The 12,732-nt window shown below is 61.4% G+C and carries 10 protein-coding genes; 6 read left to right on the forward strand and 4 right to left on the reverse strand.

Annotated features, from left to right (window positions below):
- Window positions 1-109: 109 nt before the first annotated feature.
- Window positions 110-1,153 carry a class I SAM-dependent methyltransferase gene (locus VGO12_RS22705; protein ID WP_327515001.1) on the forward strand — a complete coding sequence of 348 codons (1,044 nt, stop codon included), beginning with the start codon at window positions 110-112 and terminating at the stop codon, window positions 1,151-1,153.
- Between the two features lie 115 nt (window positions 1,154-1,268).
- Here the strand turns inward: VGO12_RS22705 and VGO12_RS22710 are convergent, their stop codons facing one another.
- Window positions 1,269-1,862 carry a TetR/AcrR family transcriptional regulator gene (locus VGO12_RS22710; protein WP_327515002.1) on the reverse strand — a complete coding sequence of 198 codons (594 nt, stop codon included), beginning with the start codon at window positions 1,860-1,862 and terminating at the stop codon, window positions 1,269-1,271.
- 269 nt (window positions 1,863-2,131) lie between these two features.
- Here VGO12_RS22710 and VGO12_RS22715 point away from each other — a divergent pair, with 269 nt between their 5' ends.
- Both VGO12_RS22715 and VGO12_RS22720 read left to right on the forward strand, forming a co-directional pair.
- Window positions 2,132-3,295, forward strand: coding sequence for an efflux RND transporter periplasmic adaptor subunit (locus VGO12_RS22715; RefSeq protein WP_327515003.1), 1,164 nt, complete (start codon window positions 2,132-2,134; stop codon window positions 3,293-3,295).
- Window positions 3,292-6,381, forward strand: a complete 3,090-nt coding sequence (locus tag VGO12_RS22720) for an efflux RND transporter permease subunit (RefSeq protein WP_327515004.1) — start codon at window positions 3,292-3,294, stop codon at window positions 6,379-6,381. The genes VGO12_RS22715 and VGO12_RS22720 overlap by 4 nt, the downstream gene beginning before the upstream one ends.
- A gap of 104 nt (window positions 6,382-6,485) precedes the next feature.
- Here the strand turns inward: VGO12_RS22720 and VGO12_RS22725 are convergent, their stop codons facing one another.
- From VGO12_RS22725 to VGO12_RS22735, 3 genes are read right to left on the reverse strand one after another with little or no spacing between them, the layout of a single operon-like run.
- Entirely contained in the window at window positions 6,486-7,244 is a 759-nt protein-coding gene (locus VGO12_RS22725; protein WP_327515005.1) for an ABC transporter ATP-binding protein, read from the reverse strand.
- Window positions 7,241-8,209, reverse strand: a complete 969-nt coding sequence (locus VGO12_RS22730) for an iron chelate uptake ABC transporter family permease subunit (RefSeq protein WP_327515006.1) — start codon at window positions 8,207-8,209, stop codon at window positions 7,241-7,243. The genes VGO12_RS22725 and VGO12_RS22730 overlap by 4 nt, the downstream gene beginning before the upstream one ends.
- Window positions 8,199-9,143: an ABC transporter permease gene (locus VGO12_RS22735; RefSeq protein WP_327515007.1), complete on the reverse strand. Its 945-nt coding sequence runs from the start codon at window positions 9,141-9,143 to the stop codon at window positions 8,199-8,201. The genes VGO12_RS22730 and VGO12_RS22735 overlap by 11 nt, the downstream gene beginning before the upstream one ends.
- Window positions 9,144-9,394: 251 nt before the next feature.
- Here VGO12_RS22735 and VGO12_RS22740 point away from each other — a divergent pair, with 251 nt between their 5' ends.
- The 3 genes from VGO12_RS22740 to VGO12_RS22750 all read left to right on the forward strand — a co-directional run bounded on the left by VGO12_RS22740 (window position 9,395) and on the right by VGO12_RS22750 (window position 12,583).
- The gene (locus VGO12_RS22740) at window positions 9,395-10,324 is read left to right on the forward strand and encodes a siderophore ABC transporter substrate-binding protein (RefSeq protein WP_327515008.1); all 930 of its coding nucleotides are present in this window, start codon (window positions 9,395-9,397) and stop codon (window positions 10,322-10,324) included.
- A 96-nt stretch (window positions 10,325-10,420) separates the two neighbouring features.
- The gene (locus VGO12_RS22745; RefSeq protein ID WP_327515009.1) at window positions 10,421-10,717 is read left to right on the forward strand and encodes a DUF2218 domain-containing protein; all 297 of its coding nucleotides are present in this window, start codon (window positions 10,421-10,423) and stop codon (window positions 10,715-10,717) included.
- Between the two features lie 1,065 nt (window positions 10,718-11,782).
- Window positions 11,783-12,583, forward strand: a complete 801-nt coding sequence (locus tag VGO12_RS22750) for a response regulator transcription factor (protein WP_327515010.1) — start codon at window positions 11,783-11,785, stop codon at window positions 12,581-12,583.
- Window positions 12,584-12,732 lie beyond the last annotated feature (149 nt).

Consider the following 12,732-nt stretch of genomic DNA (forward strand, 5'->3'; position numbering starts at 1 on the left):
GGGATGAGACACAGGAATTTACCTTATTATATACAAAAACTTGCAATCCGAGCTGGAATGCGCACATCTTCGCAACCATTGTTAACAAACCTTTAACGGATGGTCTCGCGTGCGCCAATTTCAGACTGTTTTCGACGGTCAAAGCCTCATTACTCCCAAGGCAATGGCCGATGAGTTCGTTTCGCCCAGGGGCGAACGGCATGACGAACAGCTCTCGACCGGCAAGGCCGAGCTTGCATTGATACTCAGGGTTGCTCAGGAACAATTTCTTCAAGGCACGGAGCCGGCAAAAATCATCGACCGCCTTGCCGGTTCACTTCATCAGGTTCGTGCCAAGTACCACCCCACCGTGTGGCAAGAGCTAATCCCTATTGCGCAGGATCATCCGGTTTCGGAGTATTTCCTGCAGGATCCGTTCACGCGCTGGTCGTTCGAAAAGCCGCGGGGCTATTCGGGTGATGCGCAATTGCTCGACTTCATCTACGGCCACCCAAGCGTCGCTGCGGAAATCGAGCGGTCGTCGACCGTCGGGCATGCGCTTTACGACTACACCAAGGACGCATCCTCTTCGGTGGCGGTGCGCGAGCGTCGCGATATCCTCACCCGGCACGTCGATGACATTGCCGCGAGCCGTGGGGGACAGGCGGAAATCCTGACGATTGCCGCCGGCCATCTGCGCGAAGCCAACCGCTCGGTGGCATTGAACGAGGGACGCATCAAGCGCTGGGTGGCGCTCGATCAGGACCCGCTCAGCGTCGGATCGATCAGCCGCGATTTCTCGGGCACCGCGATCGAGGCGGTGGACGGTTCCGTCCGCAGCCTGCTCGGCCGCGACCAGAAGCTCGGCACGTTCGATTTCGTCTACGCCGCCGGCCTCTACGATTACCTTGCCGACAAGGTGGCCATCAAGCTGACGCATCGCTGCCTGCAGATGCTGAAGCCGAACGGCGTCTTCCTGTTTGCCAACTTCGCTACCGATATCGGCGTCGATGGTTACATGGAAACGTTCATGAACTGGGCGCTGTTGCTTCGCTCCGAGGCCGACATGTGGAACATCATCCACAAGAGCGCCGGAAAATCTGCGATCGACGCCCGCGTCTTCTTCGGCGCCAACAAGAACATCGTCTACGGCGTCATCCAGAAGCGTGGCTGAGGTCGGCGGTTTCCAGGCTCTCTCAGGTCGTGCCGGGAGAGCCTGAAGGACGAGGCCAGCAACAGATTTGCGCAGCGCGCTTCATGTGCGCTGCGCAGTTTTAAGGTCATCGGCCTCAGGAACAGAGAAAGCGGGTCAGCAGACGCCGCATCATTGCGCCTTCGTCCTTCGGGCTGAAACCGGGATCGACAGCAATCCGGCTGAAAATGCCGTCGATGATCGCGGCGATCCAGCGGGCAGCGCCGGGCGCATCGATGGCCGAATCGACCTGGTTTCGACTGGCCGCACCGCTGATCAGGGCCGCAAGCGCTGCCTGCAGTTCGGCATCGTTCGTCGCGGCAAGCGCGCCGATACGTTCGTCGCGCATGGCCTCGGCGGCGATTTCAAGCGCCAGGCTGGAATAGGCCGGGTCCCCGGCAAGGTCGAGAACAGTGTCCATAAAGCCCAGCAAAGCGGCCAACAGGTCCTTCTCTTCACCCAGCTTTCGAAAAATCTCCGCCGTTTCTTGACGCTCCTCCTCCACGATCGCAGCGATGATGGTGTGCTTGGTCGGAAAGTAATGGAAAAGATTGCCTGGGCTCATGCGTGCCTCGGCGCAGATTTCGGCCGTCGACGTTCCGTGGAAACCCTTGCGCGAAAAGCAGGCGATTGCGGCATCGAGGATCAGCCGACGTCTGGCGGCGTGCTTTTCGGGGTCGATCTTGCGCATCCCTGCTTCTCCTTGCGCGGCCGCCTAATTATTAGACCGAGTACTCGAATTTCGTTCGACGGTCGAGCGCTATCCAGGTCGCAGGCCGCAGGGGGAATCGCCATCTTCCCGCAATGCTAGTGTGTGATCTGCCTTGCAATTGGCGCGTTTGCTAAGTCATTTGATTAGATCGACTAATCTAATAATTATTAAGCGCGCTTTGTACGACCTCGAGGTCCGGTCGCATCGAGACGTTGCGATCCACAGACCCGCCATGGAAAGCCAATGAAATGAGATGCACTAATGAGTTGAACGTCGTGCTTGCGGCATGGCTTGTGTTTGCCATCACCGGTGGTGCGGCGAGGGCATCCGGGGAGGCTGCGGCGTCCGTTCCCAAGGATCCCGCTCCGATCACCCGCATGGTGTCGACGCTTGTGGCCGACAGCCGCCCGCAGCAATGGACCAGATCCTTTGCCGGCATCTTCGTCGCCCGTGAGGAGATCGCGGTCGGAACCACGCTGACCGACCAGCGCATCGCCGACGTCAAGGTCGAGATCGGTGACCGGGTGGCGGCCGGGCAGGTCATTGCACGGCTTGAAACCGAAATGCTGGAAAACCTTTTGCGCGAGGCCGAAGGACGCGTTGCGCGCGCCGGCGCCACCATGGCGCGGGAGGAGGAAACGGTCACGCAGGAGCAACGCAAGCTGGCCCGCGCCCGTCAGCTCAGCCATCTCCAGGCCGCGACCACGCTCGAGGAGCGCGTTTCGGCGCTCGCCATTGCCGAACAGGCGGTCAAGGTCGCACGCGCCGATTACGAGCAGGCCCAGGCGCTCGAAGCCGAGGCGCGGCGCAAGCTCGAGCGTGCGGTGATCGTGGCGCCGGCCGCCGGCATCGTCTCCGAGCGGCTCGCCCGGGCCGGGGCCCTTGCGGGTTCCGATCCGCTGGTCAAGCTGATCCGCGACGGCGAGATCGAGTTTGCCGCAGAAGTGCCGGAGACCGAGCTGCCGCTGCTTGCCGTTGGCCAGACGGTCCGGGTCAAGCTTTCCGGCCGAAGCGACTGGATCGACGGCCGGGTGCGGGTGATCAATCCGAAGATCGACCGCGAAACCCGCCTTGGAACCGCTCAGATCACGCTCAACACCGAAAAGCAGCCCTTTGCCGGAACCTTCGGCCGCGCTCAGATCGTCATCTCCGAACGCAATGCGATCATGGTCGACGATTCCGCACTGCTTTACGACGCACCTGATGGAGCGGTCTCGCTGTTCGTGGTCGAAAGCGGCCATGTGGTGCGCAAGGTGGTCAAGCCCGGCATGCGCCAGGATGGCAAGGTCGAGATCGTCTCCGGTCTCACTGACGGCGAACGTGTCGTGCTCAAGGCCGGTGTCTCGCTTCGCAGCGGCGAGGCTGTGGTGGTCAAGGACGTTCAGCCGGCGCAGACGGACAAGAAGCCATGACCAGCAACATTTCCGCCTGGGCGATCCGAAAGCCCGTTCCGACGATCGTCCTGTTCGTGGTGCTGACGCTTGTCGGCCTCGCCTCCTTCTTCAGGCTGCCCGTCAATGCCGATCCGAGCGTCTCCTTTCCGATCGTTACCGTAACCGTCGGCCAACCGAGCGCTCAGCCGACCGAGATGGAGACCCAGGTGACACGCCGGGTCGAAGGGGTTGTTGCCGGCCTTGTCGGCGTCAGTCACATCCGCTCGACCATCGGCAACGGCCTTTCGACGACCACGGTCGAGTTCAAGATCGGCACCGATCCGGATCGCGCCGCCAACGATGTCCGCGAGGCGGTGGCGCAGATCCGCTCCGACCTTCCGCAATCGATCCAGGAGCCGACCGTCTCGCGCCTCGATGTCGATGGCCTGCCCATCATTTATTACGCCGTCCGCGCGCCTGCGATGTCGGAGGTCGAGTTGTCGTGGTTCGTCGACGACACGGTCAATAGCGAGCTGCTGACCTTGCCGGGCGTGCAGAAGGTGCAGCGGCTCGGCGGCGTCAATCGCGAAGTCCGCGTCTCGCTCAACGCCGAACGGCTGCTGGCGCTCGGTGTCACCGCCGATCAGGTGAACACGGCGCTGAGAGAGATCAACACCAACGTGCCGAGCGGCCGCGGCGAAATCGGCGGTCGCGAACAGTCGATCCGCACCGTCGGCAGCGCAGCGTCTATCGACGAACTGTCGCAGCTCTCGATCCCGCTTCCGGGTGGCCGGTGGGTCAAGCTCTCCGACATCGCGACGATCGAAGACACGTCCTCGGAGCCGCGCAATTTTGCCCGGGTCGACGGCGCACCCGTCGTCAGCTTTGCGGTCTCGCGCAGCAAGGGGGCGAGCGACACCGTTGTCGCCAACGCCGTCGTTCAGCGGCTGGACGAGATCCGCGCGCGCATGCCCGGCGTCGAGTTCAAGGAAGAAATCTCCTATGTCGAATACACGCAGGAAAGTTACGACGCGGCCGTGACCGCGCTGATCGAAGGCGCGCTTTTGACGATCGTCGTGGTCTTCGCGTTTCTGCGCAACTGGCGCGCCACCCTGATCTCGGCGGTGGCAATGCCGCTTTCCATCCTGCCGACATTCGCGGTGATGGATCTGCTCGGCTTCACGCTGAACAGCATCAGCCTTCTCGCGCTGACGCTCGTCATCGGCATTCTCGTCGATGACGCGATCGTTGAGATTGAAAACATCGAGCGCCACGTCGACATGGGCAAGCGACCGTTCATCGCGGCGATTGACGCTGCGGACGCGATCGGGCTGGCGATCGTCGCGACGACCCTGACCATCGTCGCGGTTTTTGCTCCGGTCAGTTTCATTGGCGGTGCGGTCGGACAGTATTTCAAGCAGTTTGGTCTGACCGTCGCGTTCGCCGTCCTGTTCTCGCTCCTTGTCGCACGCCTGCTGACGCCGCTGATGGCGGCCTATCTGCTGCGACCGAGGGCCGGGCACGGACATTCCGCCAAACCCTCGCGGCTTGCGGATGCCTATTGCCGGCTGCTCGGCTGGACGCTCGACCACCGCAAGACCGCCTTGTCCCTGGTCGCCCTGATCTTCGTCGGGTCGATCGCACTTTTGACCATGCTGCCGACCGGCTTCACGCCGGAGCGCGAAAGCAACGTCTCGCAGCTCAAGGTGACGCTTCCCCCCGGCACGCGGCTCGCGGAAACCGCCCGCGTCTCCGACGAACTCGCCGACAGGATCAAGCAAAGGCCGGAGGTCGAGAGCATCTTTGCGACCGCCGACAGTCTCAACGAGGTGTCGCTGCGCATCAAGCTCACGCCGCGCGAGCAGCGCGAACTCGACCGCAAGTCCTTCGAGCTGTCGCTGCGGCCGTTGCTTTCGGAAATCCCGGATATCCAGGCGACCTTCGCCTCGGCGGAGGGTTCAAAGGATCTCTCGATCTATCTGACGGGCGACGATCCGGAGGCGCTGACGGCGTCGGTGCGCCGGCTTGAAACGGAAATGCAGGCGCTTCCGGGACTGGTCGGCGTCCGGTCGACGGAACCGCTGCTGTCGCCGGAACTCCTGGTCAAGCCGCGCCTTGAAGAGGCTGCAAGGCTTGGTGTTTCCGTGACGTCGATCGGAACCGTCGCCCGCATCGCGACCATGGGCGACAGTGAAAGCAATTCGGCGCGCTTCAATCTTGGAAACCGGCAGGTGCCGATCCGGGTGATGCTCGATCAAGCGACGCGGGGCGACCTCGATATCCTGCGCAACCTGCGGGTCGGCACCAATGCCGGCGCGGTCGTGCCGTTGACCTCGGTCGCCGACATTTCGTTCGGCGCCGAGGGAAGCAGCGTGGAGCGGCTTGATCGCAAGCGGCTGATCGCGGTCGAAGCCAATCTTGACGGCATCACGCTTGGCACCGCGTTCGAACGGATCGAAGCCCTGCCGGCCATGTCCGAACTGCCGGCGGGGGTGTCGCAGGCCAACTACGGCAACGCCGAGTACATGGCGGAGATGTTCCGGAACTTCGCCATCGCGCTGCTTGCCGGCATCCTGATGGTGGCCGCTGTGCTGGTGCTGCTGTTCAAGGATTTCCTGCAGCCTCTCACCATCCTGGTGGCGCTGCCTCTGTCGATCGGCGGCGCGGCCTTGGCCCTGATCCTGTTTGGCGCCGCCCTCGACGTTTCGTCGATGATCGGCATCCTCATGCTGATGGGCATCGTCTGCAAGAACTCGATCCTGCTCGTCGACTACGCGATCGAATGCCGCAACGAAGGTGCGGACCGGCGGAGCGCCCTGCTTGAGGCGGGCGCCACCCGTGCCCGGCCGATCATCATGACCACCATCGCCATGGTGGCCGGCATGGTTCCGGCCGTCATCGGCGTCGGCGCCGGCGCCGCATTCCGCGCGCCGATGGCGGCTGCGGTGATCGGCGGCCTCATCACCTCGACGGCACTCAGCCTCGTCTTCGTGCCGGTGATGTTCACCGTCATGGACGACATCAACAGGAGAGCCGGGCGATGCCTGAAGCGGTTCTCGTCCGTGACCGACGAGGATCATGCTGCCGACGCCGCCCGGGTCGGGCGCGAGGCTCAGCGCGGCTGACCATCGCGACGGATCGCAAGGGGTGCCGTGAGGTAGCCGTTTCGGGCTTTATCAGATTGGCAGGGCGCGCCGCGTGAACTGGCGCGCCCTTCGTCGTTTCCGGCCTATTCGAAGTAGCTGACGAGGCGCGTCTGGCCGATGGCGTGCACACGGCAATCAACATCGAAAATCGTCTGCAGCCGGGCCGGCACGATCATGTCCTCGGGCCTTCCCTCGAACGCCAGCCGCCCGCCCTGCATCGCCACGATGCGGTCGGAATAGGCCGAGGCAAAGTTGATGTCGTGGAGGACGACCACCACGGTCTTGGCGAAATCGTCGGCGAGCCGGCGCAACAGCTTCATCGTCTCGACCGCATGCTTGATGTCGAGATTGTTCAGCGGTTCATCGAACAGCATGTAGTCGGTGTCCTGGCACAGCACCATGGCGATGAAGGCGCGCTGTCGCTGGCCGCCAGAGAGCTCGTCGAGAAATCGGCCGGCAAAGGGTTCAAGCCCGAGATAGGCGATCGAGCGATCGATGTGCTCGGCATCATCCGCCGTCAGCCGGCCCTTGGAATAGGGGTAGCGACCGAAGGCCACGAGGTCGCGCACGCTGAGCCGGGCGGTGATGTGGTTGTCCTGCCGCATGATAGAGAGCCGGCGCGCGAGCACGTCGCCAGGGGCGCGGCTGACATCGAGGCCATCGACCAGCACCTTGCCGTCGTCCATCGGCATCAATCGGCTGACGATCGACAGAAGCGTCGACTTGCCGGCGCCGTTGGGGCCGATGATCGAGGTCAGACCGCCGGCCGGCAGCGTGAGCGACACCCGGTCGACGACCCTGTTGCCGCCATAGGCTTTCGACACCTCTTGGATTTCGATCATCGCTGAGATCCTCGGACAAGCAGGAAGATGAAGACAAGGCCACCGAAGAATTCGATGACGATGCTGAGCGCCGTGTTGAAGGCAAACAACCGCTCGAGAACGACCTGGCCGCCGACCAGGGTGGTGATCGCGATCGCGACGGCAACCGGCAGCACGAAACGATGGCTGGCGGTCGGCGTCAGCTGCCAGGCTAGGCTCGCGACCAAAAGGCCGAAGAACGTCACCGGTCCGACGAGCGCGGTCGAAACCGATACGAGCACGGCGATCAGCACCAGAAGCAGCGTGACGACGCGCTGGTGATCGACGCCGAGGCCGATTGCCGCTTCGCGCCCGAGGGAAAGAACGTCGAACGTCGGAGACAGACGCCAGAGCGCGAAGGTCACGGCGAGGGTTGCAACCGTTGCGATCCCGAGAAGGTCGGCGTTGATGCTGTTGAAGCTCGCAAACAGCCGGTCCTGAAGCACGATGAAATCGTTGGGGTCGAGAATGCGCTGGAGAAAGGACGAGAGGCTGCGGAAAAGACCGCCAAGGATGATGCCGACCAGCATCAGCAAGTGCAGGCTGCGGCTGGCGCCGGAAAACAGCGCGCGAAACAGGAGCAGCGAGAAGCCGACCATGGTGGCCGTTTCTATCGTGAACTGCAGCCGCGCGTCAGCGGCCGTAGCACCGGCCGCCCCGAGGAAAAACACCATGATCGTCTGCAGCAGCGCATACATGGCGTCAAAGCCGATGATGGAGGGTGTCAGGATGCGATTGCCGGAGATCGTCTGGAAAAGCACGGTGGAGACGGCGATCGCATATGCGACTAGCACCAGGCCGAGAAGTTTCGTGCCGCGGAAGGAGAGGAGGAAGGACCAGCTGCCCTTCGCGCCGACGGTCATGAAGGCGATCATCGAGGCGAGCGCCAGTGCGGCCGACACGATGAGCACGACGGACGGTGAGATCCGGTTGGCGTCAGCCTGCATGCGCGCGCCTCGAAATCAGCAGGTAGAGGAAGACCAGGCTGCCGATCACGCCCATGACGGTGCCGACCGGAACCTCGTAGGGCGCGATCACCACCCGGCCGACGATGTCGCAGGCCAGCACCAGCCCCGCGCCGGTCAAGGCAATGGCCGGCAGCGTACGCCGCAAATTGTCGCCGGCGATGAGGCTGATGACATTGGGAACCACCAGCCCGAGAAACGGGATCATGCCGACCGTGGCGACGACCGTTGCCGTGACCATGGAGACGATGACGAGCCCGAGCGTGACGACCTTGTCGTAGTCGAGCCCGACGTTGCGGGCGATTGCCTCGCCCATGCCGATGACGGTAAAGCGTGCCGCGGTTGCGTAGGCAACGAGCGTGAGCGCGAAGCCGATCCACAGCAGTTCATAGCGCCCTCGAAGCACGCCAGAGAAGTCGCCCGACATCCAGGCGCCCATCGATTGCATCAGGTCGTAGCGATAGGCGACGAAGGTGGTAATGGCGTTGAAGACACCGCCGAGCATGATGCCGACGAGTGGCACCATCAACTGCGAGCGCAAGGGAACCCGTCGCAGAATCTGTAGGAACAGGGCGGTTCCCATCAGTGCCGTCAGCGCCGCAAACACCATCTTTCCGGCGACCGGCAGGCTCGGCGCGACCAGCATGGCGACGAGCATGCCGAGGGCGGCCGATTCCGCGGTGCCGGCGGTCGATGGCTCGACGAAGCGGTTGCGCGCCAGCATCTGCATGATCGTGCCGGAAACGGCGAGACCAGCGCCCGCAAGCATCAGCGCCAGCGTGCGCGGCACGCGGCTTTCCACCACCAGCAGCCAGCCACGCTCCCCGCCTGTGGCGGCAAGGCTGCCGACGCCGGTAAAGACGCTGGCTGCGGCAAGCAGCAGAACGAGAAGGATGGCGATGACGGTTGGCCTCATCGTAAAGCCGCGCTCCGCACGTTCTCTGCTTTGACCATCGCTCTTTTGTATCCCGTGCCTGAGTTTGACGATCGACAGCCGCAGCGCCCTCGTTGCCGTCGCGGGCAGGGTGCCCGATCCAAGGCTCGCCTTAGTCATATATATGATCGCTCTCGTCAAGTTTTGTGCGCGCAGAAGATGCACGGATTGCGCACATTGCCCTTCCGCCAAAATCGCGCTACGAGGATTGGGTAAACATGAGGAAAAAAGTCATGAATATATCTCCATTGTCTAATGCTCTGCGTGGTCTCGTTCTCGCGGCTGCGGTGGCCGTTGGCGGTGCTTCGGCAGCCACGGCCGAAACGCTGAAGATCGAACACAGCAGCGGCGTGACCGAGGTGGAGAAGAATCCGAAGACGGTGCTGGTCTACGACTTCGGTATGCTGGAGACGCTGGAAATGCTCGGGGTTCCGGTCGCCGGTGTCCCGGGTTCGGCCATTCCGCCGTCGCTCGAAAAGTACAAGGCCGACAGCTATCCGAAGATCGGAACGCTATTTGAGCCGGACTATGAAGCCATCAACGCGGCCGAGCCGAACCTTGTCATCGTCGGCGGCCGGTCGCAGTCCAAATATGCCGACGTCGCCAAGCTCGCGCCGACGATCGACCTGACCTCCGACGACAAGGACCAGATCGGCAGCGTCAAGAAGAACGCGGCCATCCTCGGCCAGATCTTCGGCAAGGATGCCGAAATCACGGCGAGCATCGCCAAGCTCGACGCGTCGATTGAAGCCTTGCGCGCTCTTTCGGCCGACAAGGGCACCGGTCTTATCCTTTTGACGACCGGCGGCAAGATCAGCGCCTACGGCAAGGGATCGCGCTTCGGCGAACTGCACGACCGCTTCGGCATCAAGCCGGCGGACCCGAACCTTGAGGTCGCGACGCACGGGCAGGCCGTGTCCTACGAGTACATTCTGGAGACCAACCCGGACTGGATCTTTGTCGTCGACCGCGATGCTGCGATCGGCCAGCAGGCACAGCCGGCCGCGGCCCTTCTCGACAACGAACTGGTTCGCCAGACGAAGGCGTGGAAGGAGGGACAGGTGGTCTATCTCGATTCCGCCAAGCTGTACCTGACGGCTTCCGGATTGAAATCGCAGCAGGACATCGTCGACCAGATCACCCAGGCGCTCAGCAAGAAATGATCGCAGTTTCTGCATGGATTCCCCGGTCATTGCCGACCAGGGAATCCATGCAGCGCGCATACGCGAGAGCACGCCTGTCAGCACAAGGAACAAGACATGGGAAAAGCCGAAAGCGGTTTCACCACGGAACGCGCGTCACGATATCTTCAGCAGATGTCGAAGCATTTCGCGCACAAGGTGACGGTCGAATATAGCGAAACGGATTCCGTCATCGTGTTTTCCGGCGGCATCACGGCGCGGATGGCGGCGCGTGGCGATCGGCTGTCCTTCGTCGTCGAGGCGGCCGATGCCGAAGGGCTCGAAGAGGGCAAGGGGATCGTCGAAAGCCACATCATCCGCTTTGCCTTTCGCGAGGAGCTGCAGTCGCTCGACTGCACGGCGAGCGCGGCCTGATACCATCGTTTTGGTGGGTATGTGTTGCGTGTTGGTTTGAAGGAGCGTGCGCGCCACATCGTGGGGCGTCCGAAAATGAACCGCCGGGAGCTTCGGCGAGCCGATTTATTGGCGCGCAAAAAAAAGAAGCCAACACCAAATACCTTTAATTTTAACGGTATCTACTGGCGTTGGCTTCGGTGTGAGCGATGTTCAATATTCTACTGTCTGATCTATCGCTTTCTTAAAATAGATTCTTCGCTTCTATATTTTGCAAAATGTGCACGCGCGGATTGTGTACCGCAGGAAATATATCCTTTTCTTACGCTTACTCAGGGTTACGCTGACGCAACACTTCCGAGTTGAGTGACGATTTTTTTGTCGGGGCCCTGCGCGAAGCCGGCCTTGTTGCCCTTCAACATGCGGAACGAACGTCCAATGTGACTCCAAAACTGGCGGGGCGGAAGATACCAATTCTGGTTAGTGGTTTGTAATTACTCACTCTTTCCCATCTACCCAACGATCGCAAGCCCTTGTTGCGGAAAGCGAATTCAACTCTTTGCTGTGAGCCGCCACGCCCTCGGGCGACAAGCGACGCCGTTCGTTTGCGCGAGATGGTGGTGTTTCGCCGTTCCGAAGGGCTGGCTGGTTAACCCGGAGGAAGTATTGCTGCGTATAACGAGGCTGAAGGCAGGGTTAAATCCGACGCTGAGGGCCCGCGCGACTAACCCATTTAGTCGCTTGGGAGGGCCCGCACGCGGGGAAAATGAACAAATGCCGGAGGTGGCGGGGACACTCTATACCGTTGTTTTCGGTGGCTTTCCGCACCGAGGTAAACAAAACCTTTGCGATATAACCCAAAGATGGTTCGATTTATAACGATTTAAAAGCCCATATGATGCATCTCTAATCCTTTTGGGCGCTTTCGTTGCGCAGATCTTTACGTTACATTAGCTATCGCGAATTTTCCCGCGCAGGAAGATCGCGACATTTAGTGGTTCCGAATAAATTTTCTGAAATTGCGGGTGCTCTGCGGGCAATTCCGAGTACCCATAAAAATAAATGGAAAAATCCTAGGAGGGCGTAATGTATCCTGGAAGCTCCAACGTGGGTGATTTTGAAGATAACAACAAGGCTTTGTCACAAAAGAAAAAGATCGTCATGCTCGCCAAGATCGACCTGTTTGCCGAGTGCCTGATGCAGGCAGTCGGTTCCAGGTTTCAAGGGCACGACATGGTCAGTTTTTCTGACCCCGACAACCTGCTGGACGGCAATCTCGTCGATGTGACGTTGATCATGCTGTATCGGATGCCTCCCAAGTCCTTTCCAGCAATTCTGAGAACCATTCACGAGTTTCACCCCCGCGCTTCGATCGGCCTGGTGGTGGACAATGCGGACGAGCTTGACCCGTCGATCGCGGGTTTCGTCGAAGAACGACTGATCCACGGCGTTCTGCCGCTGAACCTCAATCTCGACGTCTGCCTCGCCGCCATCGATTTGCTGATGAAGGGTGGCGAGCATTTTCCTGCCGCCTTGCTCAGGCGGCTATCGCCCGAGCCTTTTGCGGCGACCGGTCTCTACGGCCGGCGCGTGGACCTGTCCGGTCCGGGTGCCGTCTCGGGAACGGGCCGGCGCAAGCGTGATGCTGGCCCTGACGGCCTGACGACACGTGAGGTCCAGATCCTCGACCTCATCTGCAAGGGCACGCAGAACAAGATCATTGCTGACCGGCTCGGCCTGTCGGAAAACACCGTGAAGGTGCATGTCCGCAACATCTACAAGAAGATGAACGTCCGCAACCGAACGGAAGCGGCGTCCCGCTACTTCACTCACGATGCGGCGACAGACCGGAACGGTGATGTGCTTCTGTCACGCTGGAAGAACTGAGTTCTATCTCCGTTGAAATCAATCTTGCGCCCCGCGAACCTTCGCGGGGCGCAAGTGTTTTCAAGCAAGTGTTTTCAAGGAGGCCCCGACCCGTGCCCATCGGCGCGCCCCATCTTCCCCTATCCGCCGCTGAAGCTTGCCGACCGCTG

It is taken from the genome of Ensifer sp. (genome assembly GCF_035999135.1).
GTDB lineage: Bacteria > Pseudomonadota > Alphaproteobacteria > Rhizobiales > Rhizobiaceae > Ensifer.

Bases quoted from the DNA above. Each gene is read 5' to 3' on its own strand.
- VGO12_RS22745 (WP_327515009.1), top strand. From the start codon at position 10,421: ATGGGAAAAGCCGAAAGCGGTTTCACCACGGAACGCGCGTCACGATAT.
- VGO12_RS22725 (WP_327515005.1), bottom strand. From the start codon at position 7,244: ATGATCGAAATCCAAGAGGTGTCGAAAGCCTATGGCGGCAACAGGGTC.
- VGO12_RS22730 (WP_327515006.1), bottom strand. From the start codon at position 8,209: ATGCAGGCTGACGCCAACCGGATCTCACCGTCCGTCGTGCTCATCGTG.
- VGO12_RS22710 (WP_327515002.1), bottom strand. From the start codon at position 1,862: ATGCGCAAGATCGACCCCGAAAAGCACGCCGCCAGACGTCGGCTGATC.
- VGO12_RS22735 (WP_327515007.1), bottom strand. From the start codon at position 9,143: ATGAGGCCAACCGTCATCGCCATCCTTCTCGTTCTGCTGCTTGCCGCA.
- VGO12_RS22750 (WP_327515010.1), top strand. From the start codon at position 11,783: ATGTATCCTGGAAGCTCCAACGTGGGTGATTTTGAAGATAACAACAAG.
- VGO12_RS22720 (WP_327515004.1), top strand. From the start codon at position 3,292: ATGACCAGCAACATTTCCGCCTGGGCGATCCGAAAGCCCGTTCCGACG.
- VGO12_RS22740 (WP_327515008.1), top strand. From the start codon at position 9,395: ATGAATATATCTCCATTGTCTAATGCTCTGCGTGGTCTCGTTCTCGCG.
- VGO12_RS22715 (WP_327515003.1), top strand. From the start codon at position 2,132: ATGAGATGCACTAATGAGTTGAACGTCGTGCTTGCGGCATGGCTTGTG.